Genomic DNA, 12736 nt, shown 5'->3' with positions numbered 1-12736 from the left:
CGATTCGGATGCGCCGACGTTGTCGCGGAACCCGACGTTCGGCAGAAGCTCCTTGAACGCCGCCTGATTGGCCGCGGACCAGATGCCCCCACCGGAGGAGATCATGAACAAACCGGACAAGTCGGGGGCCTCGCCCGCCGCCGTCATCTCCCGCAACTTATCGGCGATGGGCACGCCCATGCCGTCCCCGACGACCACGAGGACGGCCGCCTCCTCCTCGGCGATGGCACGCAGGATGCGTTCCGGTTCGAAGGTTCGCTGCAGCGCCACGTACGCGCCGAGGTTGAGGAAGGTGAAGAAGGTGAACATGCCGGCGCCGTGCATGAGCGGCGCGGCGACGAAGGCGCGGAAGCCCTCGAAGGTGTTGTCGGCGACTTCCTGCGGCGAATTGCGCGGTTCGCCATAGGGGTTCCCGCCCGACAGGCACGCGTAGTAGTAGTCGGCCGCCCGCCACACGACACCCTTGGGGCGCCCCGTGGTCCCGCCTGTGTACAGGATCCATTTATCGTCGCCGGAGCGCGTGTTCTCCGGGCGCTGCGACGAGGCGTCCGCGAGGATCTCGGCGGAGCCCACCAGCGCGATTCCCGCCTGCTTGGCCGCGGCCTCCAACGCCTCGCCCGGCTCCCCCACGGCCACCACGAAGCGCAGCTCCGGCGCGGACCCGATCGCCTCTGCCACGGTGTCGGCGAATTCCGACTCGACGACCACGCCCACGGACCGCGAATCGACGAGGATGTTGGCAGTCTCTACGCCTGTGTACATGAAGTTGGTGTTGACGGCGGCGGCGCTGATCTTCATCAGCCCGAGCATGCTTCCGAGGTGCTCGGGCACATTTCGCATGACCAACGCGACATGATCGCCGGCGCGCACGCCCTGCCCCCGCAACGCGTGCGCGAAGCGGTTCGCGTAGTCGTCGAACTCCCGATAGGTGAACACTTCGCCATCAAACGAGACGCAGGGACTGTCGGGCTGTTTATCGGCGACGCATTCGAAGACGTCGGCCTCGTTCATGTCGTCGTTCACGCCGGCGTCGTTCTTCCTTGCATCGGCATCGGTCGTCGTCATTGCATCTTCGGCTTCTGCGGTCATTGCCCCTCTTCCTGAGCTCCGGACACTCCCAATCGGTCGCTTGGTTTCGACTAAGAGACCTGTTCGGATAGTATGTGAACCACATCACAGGGAATGCATAATAGGGGGATTAGCATCAGTAATTCCTGCTCTCCTCGGATCGGCGCCACTTCTTCGCGCACACCACTTATCCGAGAAGTCCGCCAGGACCTCACGACGATAAAGGCACTTCGATGACCGCGCACGAATCTTCACCGCAGGATACGGACGATTTCGACCTATCCTCAGAGCTCGACGAAGAGATCCGCGACAGCGACGTGGCTACAGAAGGCTCCGAACTCGAGCACCCATTCGAGCATCGTTCCGGCGCGCATGGGCTCACCTATCGGCGCCCTCCGAATGCCACGTGGCGTTCCAAATTCGTCGCGGTGTCGATGCGCCGAGTCCTTCGGCCGGCGCTCGACCGGATGCCCCCGGACCAGCGCGCGCTCGGCCGCCTGCGCACGATGACCAACGGGATCGGCCGTGCCGGCGCACTCGAGACCTCGGGAAACTGGGACAACACCGGCCCCGTTCCCGGCCTGTGGGTCGGGCGCCGTCGGTTCTTCACTTCCGACAAGCTCGTCTTCATGCTCCACGGCGGCGGCTTCACCTTCGGTTCGCCCTGGTCCCACAAGTTCCTCGCCGCGCGCTTCGCCCGCGAACTCGGTGCGCCGACGTTCCTCCCCGACTATCGCCTCGCCCCGGAGCATCAGTTCCCTGCGGCGATCGAGGACGCCATCGCCGGCTACGAGTGGATTCTTGGCCAGGGCTACAGCCCGGAGAACATCATCTTCGCGGGCGACTCGGCGGGCGGAAATCTCGCCCTGCAGCTCATCGACCATCTTTCTGACGCCGGAGAGCCGAAGCCCGCCGGCGTCGCCCTACTCTCGCCGTGGGTAGACATGAATCTCGCGGACATGACGAGCCGCGACATGGAACGCAAGGACCCGTTCCTCGCGATCGGTCTGGTCGAGAAGTCCCGGGATCTCTACGCCCCCGGACTCGATCCCGACGATCCGCGCATTTCCCCGGTCAATCTGAATTTCTCGAACGATTGGCCGCCGTTCCTCATCCAGTGCGGCGGAGCGGAGATTTTCGCCGGAGGCATCGAGTTGCTCCACGAGCGTATGGTCGCCTCCGGCGTCGACTCGACCCTTCAGGTCTGGCCGGACCAGTTCCACGTCTTCCAGGCCTTCCACCCGCTGATCCCCGAGGCTGTGGGCGCGATACGCAACGTCGGCACATTCATGCGCGCGCAGACCGACTGATTCGAACCTCATTCAGCGAGTAAGGTCACCCTTCCTCACCGTCGTCAAGGCGGCTAGCATGGAGCTATAGCGCAGCGAGAAGGGAGGCGGGTATCGTGCACGACCATTCTCACGGCCATTCCCACGCCCAGGGGGAAAACGATCGCAAGAGGCTCGCGGCGGCGCTCACCGTCACGTTGTCCATCATGGCCGTCGGCATCATCGGCGCCGCGTGGTCCGGCTCCCTCGCACTGCTCGCGGACGCCGGGCACATGCTCACCGATGCGATAGGGCTCGTCATCGCACTCGTCGCCGCCTCGCTGGCGCTTCGACCACCGACGATGAAGCGGACGTGGGGTTTCAAACGCGCGGAGGTCATCGCTGCCGCCGGGCAGGCACTCATCCTGCTCGCGATCGGCGTTTTCGTCCTCGTCGAGGCGGTACGGCGCCTTGTTTCGGCGCCCGAGGTCGCACACGGACCGATGCTGTGGTTCGGTATTGCCGGGCTTGCCGGCAACATCGTCGCGCTGGTCATCCTGTCCTCCAGTCGCGCTAACAGCTTCAACCTCCGAGCGGCGTTCCTCGAGGTGCTCAATGACGCGCTCGGTTCGGTCGCCGTCATCATCGGCGCGGTCGTCATCGCGACGACCGGGTGGACGCGCGCGGACGCGATCGCCTCGCTGTTCATCGGCGCGCTCATCGTCCCGCGCACCATCGTCCTGCTCCGAGACACCGTCCACGTGCTGCTCGCATCGACGCCGAAGGGCCTCGATCTGGAGGAAGTCCGCGAGCACATGCTGTCGATGGACCACGTCGAGGACGTACACGACCTCCACGCCGAGCTCATCGCCACCGGTGTGCCGGTCATCACCGGACACGTCGTCATCCGCAACGAGTGCCTCCGCGACGGGCACGCGATGGAGATCCTCGCGAACCTACAATCGTGCGTCGCCTCCCACTTCGAGATCCCCGTGGGGCACGCGACGTTCCAGCTCGAAACCGCCGAGCACAGCTCCCAGGAGCGCCTCGTCCACTAGCTCCCGGCAGTGAGGACGAGGCCCGAGGTCGGCACTCCCGTGCCGGCGGTAACGAGGACGCGTTCAGCGCCGGACACCTGGTTGACCGAGGTTCCGCGCAGCTGGCGGACGCCCTCGGCGATGCCGTTCATGCCGTGGATGTATGCCTCGCCGAGCTGGCCGCCGTGCGTGTTGAGCGGAAGCGCGCCGTCGACATCGAACACACCTTCCTGGCGCACGAAGTCCGGCGCCTCCCCTCGTCCGCAGAAGCCGAGCTCCTCGAGCTGCATGAGGACGTACGGGGTGAAATGGTCGTAGAGGATCGCGGCGTCGACGTCTGCGGGGCCGAATCCCGCCTGCCCCCACAGCTGCCGCCCGACAAGGCCCATCTCGGGCAGCGACGCCAGCTCGGGCCGGTAGTACGACGTCATGATGTATTGATCCGGTCCCGCGCCCGACGCAGATGCGGCGACGGTGACGGACGCCTGGCGCAGATCCTTGGCACGCTCCGGCGTGGTGACGACGATTGCGACCCCGCCGTCGGATTCCTGGCAGCAGTCCAATAGATGCAGGGGCTCGGCGATGAATCGCGAGGCCTGGTGCTCGGCGAGGGTGATCGGCTTGCCGTGGAAGAAGGCGTTCGGATTGTTCGCCGCGTGCTTGCGGTCCGCGACGGCGATGCGGCCGAAGTCCTCGCTGGTCGCGCCGAAGTCGTGCATGTAGCGCTGCGCGACCATCGCGACGAACCCGGCCGGGGTCGACAGGCCGTGCGGGTAGCTGAACGCGTTGTCGGTGCCCGAGGAGTTGACCTGCTGCACGAGCGAGGAGTTGACCTGGCCGAAGCGCATCCCGGACCGCTCGTTGAAGGCGCGGTAGCAGACGACGACCTCGGCGACGCCGGTCGCGACGGCCATGGCCGCCTGCTGCACGGTCGCCGCCGCGGCGCCACCGCCGTAGTGGATGCGGGAAAAGAATTTCAGCTCGCCGATGCCGGCGGCCCTGGCCACGGCGATCTCCGTGTTCGTGTCCATCGTGAACGAGACGAGGCCGTCGACGTCCGAAGGGGCAAGTCCGGCGTCGTCGAGCGCGGAGGTCACCGCCTCGGCGGCGAGGCGCAGCTCGGAGCGACCCGAGTCCTTGGAGAAATCGGTCGCGCCGATCCCTGCGATCGATGCCTTGCCCGCGAGCGTGCGGTCTGAAGTGTTGTCACTCATGTGCTAGTCCTCCGCTTCATCCATCGTCAGTTCCACGGTCGCGGTGACGTGCGCGCCAAGTGAGTCGGTGCCGACGACCTTGCAGGTCACAAGCCCGTCGTTGTCGTCGAGGCTCTCCACCGTCCCCGACAACGCGAGAGTGTCGTAGGCGTACCAGGGCACGCCGAGTCGCAGCGCGACCGAGCGCACGCGGGCGCGCTGCCCGGCCCAATCGGTGACGTAGCGCTCCACGAGCCCCGTGTCGGTGAGGATATTGACGAAGATGTCCTTCGACCCCTTCGCGAGCGCGAGGTCGCGGTCGTGGTGCACGTCCTGGAAGTCCCTGGTGGCGAGCGCCGTCGACACGATAAAGGTCGGCGTGCCCGCGATCCGAAGCTCCGGCAGCCGCTGCCCCACCGAGACCGCCGGTGGGGTCGCCGGCACCGTGTTCTCGACAGGTGTAGCGGGCGCGAACGCGTACAGCGTCCACGGCTCGGTCCCCGGCCGCGCATCAGGCGAGTCGTCGCCGGGCATGTCGAGGTACTCGGCGCGGACCTCTAGTCCGATCTCTACATCCGAGGGGTCGATGCCCCGCAGCTCACCCAGCAAGCGGACGCCCTCGTCCAGTTCGATGAGCGCGATGACGAACGGGAAACGCGTGCGCCCCGGCACGCGCGGCGCGTGGTGCACGACGAACGAGAACACCTTGCCGCGACCCGAGGACACGACGTAATCGGTGTCCTCGCCCTTGTCCTTCCACAGCGCCGGCACGGGCGGATGCTGCAGCGAGCCGTCGTGTCGCGCCTGGATACGCAGCTCGTGTGCGCGCACACCTTCCCAGAAGAAGCGGGTGTCCTGCGAGACGCTCGGGCGCATCACCTTGCCCGGCACGAGATCCGAGGTGTCCGCGCCCAACGAGGACACGATCGCCCCTGACGCCGGACGTCCCGATCCCTTGTCACCGCCGCCCCGGCGCGCCTGATCGCCGGCCGCCGGTGGGGCGAACTTGAGGATGCGGAAGTCCATTTCGGCGACAGTCTCCTCGCCGACCCTCCACGTCGAGTGGGTGGTGAAGAACCATCCGGTGCCGAGCCCCGTGGTCTTCGGGCCGACGACATCCGTGAGCACCGAGTCGACGGTGACCTCCTCGCCCGGCTGCGTGTAGCGGTGATACTTCTGATCGCAGTTCGTCGCCACTACGGAAGTAAAGCCTTCCTCGTCGAGGAAGTAGGTCATTCTCGCCAGGGGGTCGTCGTCGGACCAGCCGCGGCCAAGCCCGCGCATCGTCCATACCTGCGCCATCGCGGGCGGGGCGACGATTCCGGGGTGCCCGGCGGCGCGCGCGGCGTCTTCGGACTCGTAGATCGGGTTCTCGTCCCCGATCGCCTCGGTCCAGTTGCGAATCATCGGCATGTTGATCGGGTCGCGGGCGGTGCGGCGCGAGCTCGGCCCGTCGGCACGGACGTCGGCCGCGAACTTCTCGATCCGCGCGTTCTGCTCTTCTGTCGTCATCGTCGCTTCCCTTCTACCTGGCAGTCCGCGGCATTCCGAGCCCGCCCATGCAAACCAGCTCGCGCATCACTTCGTTGACGCCACCGCCGAAGGTGATGACGACGTTCCGTTTGATCACCATGTCGAGCCAGCGGGCGAACTCCGCGTCGGCGGGCTCGGCCGGGTTGCCGTAGCGCCCGAGTAGTTCCTCGATGAGTCGGCCGACATGCTGGATGCGCTCGGTGGCGAACACCTTCGAGGCGGCCGAGTCGCCCATCGACGGGTTATCGCCGGTCGCCCCGACCTGCCAGTTGAGCAACTCGTTGATGCGGTAGAGCGCCTGGATTTCGGCGAGGCCTGCGCGCACGGCGGGCTGCTCGATCGGACGTCCGCCGTCATGGGTGGGGGTATCCGCCCAGCGGCGGAGACGATCGAGGTAGAGGCCGAGGCGCCCGGCCGGGGCAAGCATGACGCGCTCGTGATTGAGCTGGGTGGTGAGCATCTTCCATCCGCCGTCGACCTCGCCGACGACCATGTCCGCGGGCACGCGCACGTCCGAGTAGTAGGTTGCGTTGACGTGGTGGGCGCCGTCGGCGGTGATGATCGGGGTGAACGAGAAGCCCGGGTCGGAGGTGTCGACGATGAAGATCGTGAGTCCCTTGTGACGCGATTCCGGGGTGCCGGTGCGGGCCGCGAGCCAAATATAGTCGGCGTCGTGGCCGCCCGTGGTCCACATCTTCTGGCCATTGATAATCCAGTCGCCGGTGGCCCCATCCTTCTTCGCGGTGGTTCGCAGCGAGGCGAGGTCGGTGCCCGCGTCCGGTTCGGAGTAGCCGATGGCGAAGTGGACGGTGCCGGCGAGAATGCCGGGAAGGAATTTCTCCTTCTGTTTGGCGGTCCCGTACTTCTGTAGAGTCGGGCCGACCGTTTGCAGCGTGACCGAGGGAAGCGGCACGTCCGCACGGTTGGCCTCGTTGGTGAAAATCTGCTGTTCGATGGGGCCGAAGCCCTTGCCGCCGAACTCCTTCGGCCAGCCGACGCCGAGGCGCCCGTCGGAGCCCATGCGGCGGATGACCTTGCGGTAGGTCTCGCCGTGACGGGTGGTCGCCATATCGGCGGCCTCTTCTGCGGAGATCAGACCACCGAAGTACTCGCGCAGCTCGGCCTGCAGCGCTCGCTGCGGCTCGGTGAGGTCGATGAACATCTCGCTGTCGGTCTCGGTGGGCGAGGCGGAACTCTGTGAGGCATCGCTCTCGGCGATGGCCTCGAGGTTGAGTTCGGCGCCGCCGGCGAGGCGGGCGAGATCCTTGAGTCCGGAGAAGTAGCGGAACATCGGGTACGTGATGTCCACACCGACGCCGCCGTGCAGGTGGTGGAGAATCTGCATCGCTCGCGGACCTTCGCTCGCGAGCCACCAGGCCGCGATGTGTTCGTCGGCCGCGTAGCGATCCCCCTCGCCGGCAAGTCCCTCCGCGAGCCGCCAATTCACGCTCGTGGAGAGGTTGTGCATATTCTGCGCGACGACGTAGACGTCGGCGAGCTCCTGTTGTACCGCCTGGAATGCGCCGAGCGGGCGACCGAACTGCTCTCGTCCCTTGAGGTAGTCGGCGGTCATGGTCAGGGCTCCCGACACGAGTCCGTCCGCGCTCGCGAGGATCGCCGCGCGCTGCAGGGCACGTAGCCGCAGAACCAGATTTTCGCCGTCGCCGGTGAGGACTTCCTGGACTTCGGCTCCGTCGAAGGTGACCGCGTATTCGGGGACGCCGAGGCTACCGAGCGTCGGGGTGAGCGAGACGCCGGGGGCGTCCGGCGCGACGGCGGCGATGGTCCCGTCGGCGGTGGGCACGAGGATGGTCCTGGCCTGTGCGGCGTAGCGCACTCCCGTCACGACGCCGTGGAGGGCGCCGGAGGCGAGGCGAGTACGCGGCTCCGTCGTCATCGGCGCGGCAGGTTCCCCGCACGCCGCGGTGAGGATGGGCCCGAAGGACATGTCGGCGAGGAGGCGGGACTGCTGCTCCGCGGTACCGAATGCGACGATCGGCGCGATGGCGAAGCCGAGGGTCTCGGTCGCGGGGATGATCGCGCCCGCGCGGCCGACCTCCTCGAGCGCGACGGAGACGTCGGCGACAGTGAGCCCGTCGCCGCCGAGCGATTCGGGCAACGCGAGATCGAGGAGCCCGCCCGAAGCGAAAGCGCTCCACAGCTTCTCGTCGTATCCGGCCTCGCTCGCGGAGCGGCTCGGCAAGGCGGTGAGTAGCTCCTCGGCCGGCGCCGCGCTCCCGAGGGCACCCGCCACGGCCTCGGCGACCGCGGCCTGGGTCTCGTTCCTGGAAAAGTCCATGGTTCCTCCTGCTCCTCGGTTCGTCCGGTCTACCCGCGCGGGAGGCCGAGAATGCGCTCTCCGGCCACGTTGAGCAGGACCTGTTCGGTGCCGCCTGCGATGGATAGGCATCGGACCATGAGGAATTTGCGGCCCTGTTCGGTGAAGTCGAAGCCGGCCTCGCCGACGAGTTCGTATGCGAACTCGGCGACGTCCTGGCGGTGGCGGACGCCGACGATCTTGCGGACCGCGGATTCCGCGCCGGGGCCGTTGCCCTCGAGCGAGCGGATCGCGGTGCGCAGATCGAGGAGCGAACCGGCGACGGCGTCGGCGACGTGGCGGCCGAGCGCGTCGAGGGTGACCGGGTCCTCGTCGAGACCGGCGTCGCGCATGAGCCCGAGGAGTTCCTCGACGGAATCGCCGAGCGAGGAGCCACCGCCCATCGCGACGCGCTCGTTCGCGAGGGTCGTGCGGGCGATCTTCCAGCCTTCGTTGACCTCGCCGATCTGGTACTCCTCGGGGACGAAGAGGTCTTCGAGGTACACCTCGTTGAACAGCGCCTCGCCGGTGATCTCGCGCAGCGGCGAGGTGCTGATGCCCTCGGACTTCATGTCGACGAGGAAGTAGCTGATGCCCTTGTGCTTGGGCGCGTCGCCGTCGGTGCGGGCAAGGCACATCGCCCAGTCCGCCTCGCGCGCCAGCGACGTCCAGACCTTCTGGCCGTTGATCTTCCAGCCGCCTTCGACCTTCTCGGCCTTCGTGGTGAGCGCGGCGAGGTCCGATCCCGCGCCCGGCTCGGAGAACAGCTGGCACCACTTGAGGTCGCCGGCCATGGTCGGACGGACGAACTGCTCGGCGTGCTGCGGCGCGGCGGACAGGATCGTCGGTACCGCCCAGCCGCCGATGGTGATGTCGTGGCGCGCGATATCCGCGGCTGCGAGCTCCTCGTCGATGACGAGCTGCTCGGCGGCGGAGGCACCGCGGCCGTACGGCTCGGGAAGGTGCGGCATGAACAGGCCGGTGTCCGCGAATGCGCGGCGGCGCGCCTCGCCCTCGGGGGCTGCGGCAACGTCGGCGACGAGCTTACGCACCTCGGCGCGGGTGTCGTCGATGCCCTCGATCTCGGAGAGGTCGATCGTGAGGTGGCGACGGCGGCCGGCGAGGGTGCGGCCAGCGAGCTCCCGTCGCCAGTGCGACGAACCGCCGATCGCCTGGCGCAGGCCGGCGGCCTTACGCAGGTAGAAGTGAGCCTCGTGCTCGAAGGTGTAGCCGATGCCGCCGAGGATCTGGATGCAGTCCTGCGCGTTGCGCACGGCGAGATCGGCCGCGAGCGCGCCTGCCGTCGCGGCGGAGATGTCGAGTTCGTTGTCTCCGGACTGGAGCGCCTCCCCCGCGGCGACCGCCGCGTCCCATGCCAGCGCGCGGATCTCCTCGGTGCGGCACAGCATGTTGGCCGCGAGGTGCTTGATGGACTGGAACGAACCGATGGTCTTGCCGAACTGTTCGCGGATCTTCGCGTACTCGACGGCGGTGCGCAGCGTGTAGTCGCCGATGCCCGCGAGCTCGGCGGCCGCCAAGGTGACCGCGAGATGGTGGACGAGTGCGCTGGACAGGCCTGCGAGGGTGTTGTCCGGCGTCATACGCACGGAATCGAGGCGGACGCGCGCGGAGTTCGCCGAGATGTCGAACGGGGTGCCGGGTTCGACGGAAAGGCCCTCGGTGCCGGGCGCGAGGAACAACCACGCGGTCTCACCGTCGCGGCGCACGGGAAGGAGGACCGCGCCGCCGGCGGTGCCTCCAAGCGCGATGCCGGCATCGCCGGAGACCGTATCGCCCGAGGCCTCGAGGACCTCGCCGCGGATCGCGAGGACGACTCCGGCCTGCAGTTCGCCCGCGGCGAGCGCTTCGCCGTGGGCATCGGCGACGGCGCCGCCGGAGTGGTCGACGAGCACGCCGGCAAGGGTCGAGGAGAGCAGCGGTCCCGGCACGAGCGCGGCCGAGGTCTCCTCGAGCATGCACGCGAGGTCGACGACCTCGGCGTCCGCGCCGCCGCGCGCTTCGGAGATCGCCACCGAGGTGAGGCCCAGATCGACCACCTGCTGCCAGTGTGCGCGCCACGCCTCCGCGTCGGTTTCCTGGGCCCGCGTCGTGGCCACGGGGTCCGCCGACTTGGCCCACGCGCGAATGGAGGACTGGATGTCGGTCTGGTCCTTCGAAGTGGCGATGGTCACGTAGTTCTCCTCATTTGGCTAATTCCGTGGCGCTCCGTCGCAGGTCAGAGGTTCTCGTTAGCTCGGCGCTCGCCGACGCGCCCCTCACGCGGGGCGCCATGATTACGGAGAATCCGCGCTGAACCTCTAGCCTGGAACTAGAACACGTTCTACTCTAGAACCTGTTACAGAATGACATGGTGGACACCCCCGCGGTAACCGGTTCGCGAAATTCGGAACGCCCGCCGGTGGCAGGACACGCGCGTCCCCTCAGGCGCCGCATGAAAAGAAAAGATTGGACCAGATGACCTACGTCGAGGACCCCTCAGCCCCTTCGGATATTACGCCCGGCAAGCGTGGCCAGACGGCCAAGGTGCGCACCGCAAGCCCTGAAGTGCCGACCACGGCCTCGCAGCGCGAACGCCGCCGGCGCATCCTCGACGCGACGCTCGCGCTCGCTTCGCGCGGCGGCTACGAGGCTGTGCAGATGCGCGCCGTCGCCGAGAAGGCCGAGGTCGCCGTCGGCACGCTTTATCGGTTCTTCCCCTCGAAGGTCCACCTCCTCGTCTCCGCGCTCGCGCGCGAGTTCGCCCGCATCGACGAGCGCACCGAGCGTAGCGCCCCTCCGGGGTCGAGCCCGCAGGAGCGGATGATCGTCGTCATCTCGATGATCACCACCGCCATGCAGCGCGACCCCAACCTCACCGAGGCGATGACGCGCGCGTTCATGTTCGCCGACGCCTCGGTCGCAGCGGAGGTCGAGCTCGTCGGCACGCACATCGACCGCATCATCGCCCGCGCGATGGCCGACGGCGACCCCAGCGAGGTGCAGCTGTCCATCGCGCGCGTGGTGTCCGATGTGTGGATGTCGAACCTCGTCGCATGGCTCACCCGCCGCGCCTCCGCCGCCGACGTGCAGGATCGGTTGAAGCTCACCATCGAGCTACTCCTCGGCTCGGACGCCGATCCCACGCGTGCGAAGCTCCACGCGGAACTCGGCTAGGGGCTCGTCCCCGGCGCCGCGGCCTTCGCTGCTGCCGTAGCTTGGGACGTATGACGTCGGAGACCGATTTTCTCGCCACCCGCGCGGCCCTCGACCGCGCAGCACGGGTCGCCCACCTGGTGGTCGCCTGCGATTTCGACGGCACGCTCTCGCCGTTCGTCTCCGACCCGGAGACGTCGCGGCTCGCGCCGGGCGCGCGCGAGGCGCTCGACGCACTGGCGGCGTGTCCCTCGACGACGGTGCTGCTCGTCTCCGGGCGCGACCGCTCGACGCTGTCCCGCATTTCCGAGATCCCGACCGAGTCCGAGGCCACGGGAATTCATCTCGTCGGCCAGCACGGCTCGGAGTGGGAAGGAGAGCCTGCCGCCCTTTCAGAAGTAGAGGCGGCGCTTCTCGCGGAGGTCACGGCGCAGCTCGAGGCGATCGCACTCCCCCACGAGGGCGCGTTCGTCGAGTACAAGCCGTCGTCCGCGGTGCTCCACGTGCGTTCGCTGCCCCGCGCCGAGGACCGGGAGCGCCTCCTCTCCCTCGCTCTCGAGGGGCCCGCCTCACTCGAGGGGGTGTTCACCACCGAGGGGAAGTCCGTCCTCGAGCTAGCGGTGCGCGAGGCATCGAAAGGCGCGGCTCTACAGACGTTCCGCGAACGCGCCGGCGCGGACGCCGTGGTGTTCTTCGGCGACGACGTCACCGATGAGAAGGGCTTCGCGGTCCTCGGCCCCGCCCATGGCGGCAGCGATCTCGACGTCGGGGTCAAGGTCGGCGATGGGCCGACGGCAGCCGCGTACCGCGTCGCGTCGATCGACGAGGTCGTCGCCTCGCTTCGCCGTCTAGCCTCGGCGCGCGGAGTGTCGCAGCCCGACTAGCGGACGGCGTGCTCCTCGATGTAGTCGCGCAGCACCTGCGAGTCGTCGGCCATGTCCACGGTGCGCTGCGGACGTCCGAGTAGGTCGGCGAGCTCCTCCCCGACCGGGGCCTCGAAGCCGAGCGCTTCGATGACGGTTTCGGCAAACTTCTGCGGCTTCGCAGTCTCGAGCACGAGCACGTTCTCGTCCGGCTCGGCGAGCTCGCGAGCCACCGTGACACCGTCTGCGGTGTGGGGATCGATGATCTCACCGTTGGTCTCGTGGACCCAGGTGATCGCGGCAA

The 12736-nt window shown here is 67.9% G+C and carries 8 protein-coding genes and 3 pseudogenes; 4 read left to right on the top strand and 7 right to left on the bottom strand.

The window, feature by feature from the left end; all coding sequences use genetic code 11:
* Positions 1–1089: AMP-binding protein (locus tag K8V11_RS03475; protein ID WP_303910826.1), on the bottom strand; the 1089-nt coding region annotated here is incomplete at its 3' end.
* A gap of 212 nt (positions 1090–1301) precedes the next feature.
* Between K8V11_RS03475 and K8V11_RS03470 the strand changes: the two genes are divergently transcribed.
* Both K8V11_RS03470 and K8V11_RS03465 read left to right on the top strand, forming a co-directional pair.
* The gene (locus tag K8V11_RS03470; RefSeq protein ID WP_303910825.1) at positions 1302–2378 is read left to right on the top strand and encodes an alpha/beta hydrolase; all 1077 of its coding nucleotides are present in this window, start codon (positions 1302–1304) and stop codon (positions 2376–2378) included.
* A 95-nt stretch (positions 2379–2473) separates the two neighbouring features.
* The gene (locus K8V11_RS03465; RefSeq protein ID WP_303910823.1) at positions 2474–3394 is read left to right on the top strand and encodes a cation diffusion facilitator family transporter; all 921 of its coding nucleotides are present in this window, start codon (positions 2474–2476) and stop codon (positions 3392–3394) included.
* On the opposite strand, the gene K8V11_RS03460 is transcribed toward K8V11_RS03465, so the two are convergent.
* The 5 genes and pseudogenes from K8V11_RS03460 to K8V11_RS03445 all read right to left on the bottom strand — a co-directional run bounded on the left by K8V11_RS03460 (position 3391) and on the right by K8V11_RS03445 (position 10608).
* A complete protein-coding gene (locus tag K8V11_RS03460) occupies positions 3391–4587 on the bottom strand; it encodes a lipid-transfer protein (protein ID WP_303910822.1) in 1197 nt (398 codons plus the stop codon). The two genes, K8V11_RS03465 and K8V11_RS03460, sit on opposite strands and share 4 nt — an antisense overlap.
* Positions 4588–5031: 444 nt before the next feature.
* A pseudogene (locus K8V11_RS03455) lies at positions 5032–6078 on the bottom strand (bifunctional MaoC family dehydratase N-terminal/OB-fold nucleic acid binding domain-containing protein); the annotation flags it as partial.
* Between the two features lie 13 nt (positions 6079–6091).
* Complete coding sequence (locus K8V11_RS14630) at positions 6092–7261, bottom strand: acyl-CoA dehydrogenase family protein (RefSeq protein ID WP_369693025.1); 1170 nt, start codon at positions 7259–7261, stop codon at positions 6092–6094.
* 60 nt (positions 7262–7321) lie between these two features.
* Positions 7322–8398, bottom strand: a pseudogene (locus tag K8V11_RS14625) (acyl-CoA dehydrogenase family protein); the annotation flags it as partial.
* A 29-nt stretch (positions 8399–8427) separates the two neighbouring features.
* Complete coding sequence (locus K8V11_RS03445; protein ID WP_303910820.1) at positions 8428–10608, bottom strand: acyl-CoA dehydrogenase; 2181 nt, start codon at positions 10606–10608, stop codon at positions 8428–8430.
* Between the two features lie 283 nt (positions 10609–10891).
* Between K8V11_RS03445 and kstR the strand changes: the two genes are divergently transcribed.
* Both kstR and otsB read left to right on the top strand, forming a co-directional pair.
* A complete protein-coding gene (gene kstR, locus K8V11_RS03440; RefSeq protein ID WP_303910819.1) occupies positions 10892–11590 on the top strand; it encodes a cholesterol catabolism transcriptional regulator KstR in 699 nt (232 codons plus the stop codon).
* Between the two features lie 50 nt (positions 11591–11640).
* The gene (gene otsB, locus K8V11_RS03435; RefSeq protein ID WP_303910818.1) at positions 11641–12453 is read left to right on the top strand and encodes a trehalose-phosphatase; all 813 of its coding nucleotides are present in this window, start codon (positions 11641–11643) and stop codon (positions 12451–12453) included.
* On the opposite strand, the pseudogene K8V11_RS03430 reads toward otsB, so the two are convergent.
* Positions 12450–12736, bottom strand: a pseudogene (locus K8V11_RS03430) (threonine synthase); the annotation flags it as partial. The gene otsB and the pseudogene K8V11_RS03430 overlap by 4 nt on opposite strands.

Source organism: Dietzia timorensis (assembly GCF_020742175.1).
GTDB classification, from domain to species: domain Bacteria; phylum Actinomycetota; class Actinomycetes; order Mycobacteriales; family Mycobacteriaceae; genus Dietzia; species Dietzia timorensis_A.
Note: the sequence above shows the minus strand (reverse complement) of the source record. Positions and strands in the feature narration are given on the sequence as shown.

Bases quoted from the DNA above. Each gene is read 5' to 3' on its own strand.
- K8V11_RS14630 (WP_369693025.1), bottom strand. From the start codon at position 7,261: ATGTTCATCGACCTCACCGAGCCGCAGCGAGCGCTGCAGGCCGAGCTG.
- kstR (WP_303910819.1), top strand. From the start codon at position 10,892: ATGACCTACGTCGAGGACCCCTCAGCCCCTTCGGATATTACGCCCGGC.
- K8V11_RS03460 (WP_303910822.1), bottom strand. From the start codon at position 4,587: ATGAGTGACAACACTTCAGACCGCACGCTCGCGGGCAAGGCATCGATC.
- otsB (WP_303910818.1), top strand. From the start codon at position 11,641: ATGACGTCGGAGACCGATTTTCTCGCCACCCGCGCGGCCCTCGACCGC.
- K8V11_RS03470 (WP_303910825.1), top strand. From the start codon at position 1,302: ATGACCGCGCACGAATCTTCACCGCAGGATACGGACGATTTCGACCTA.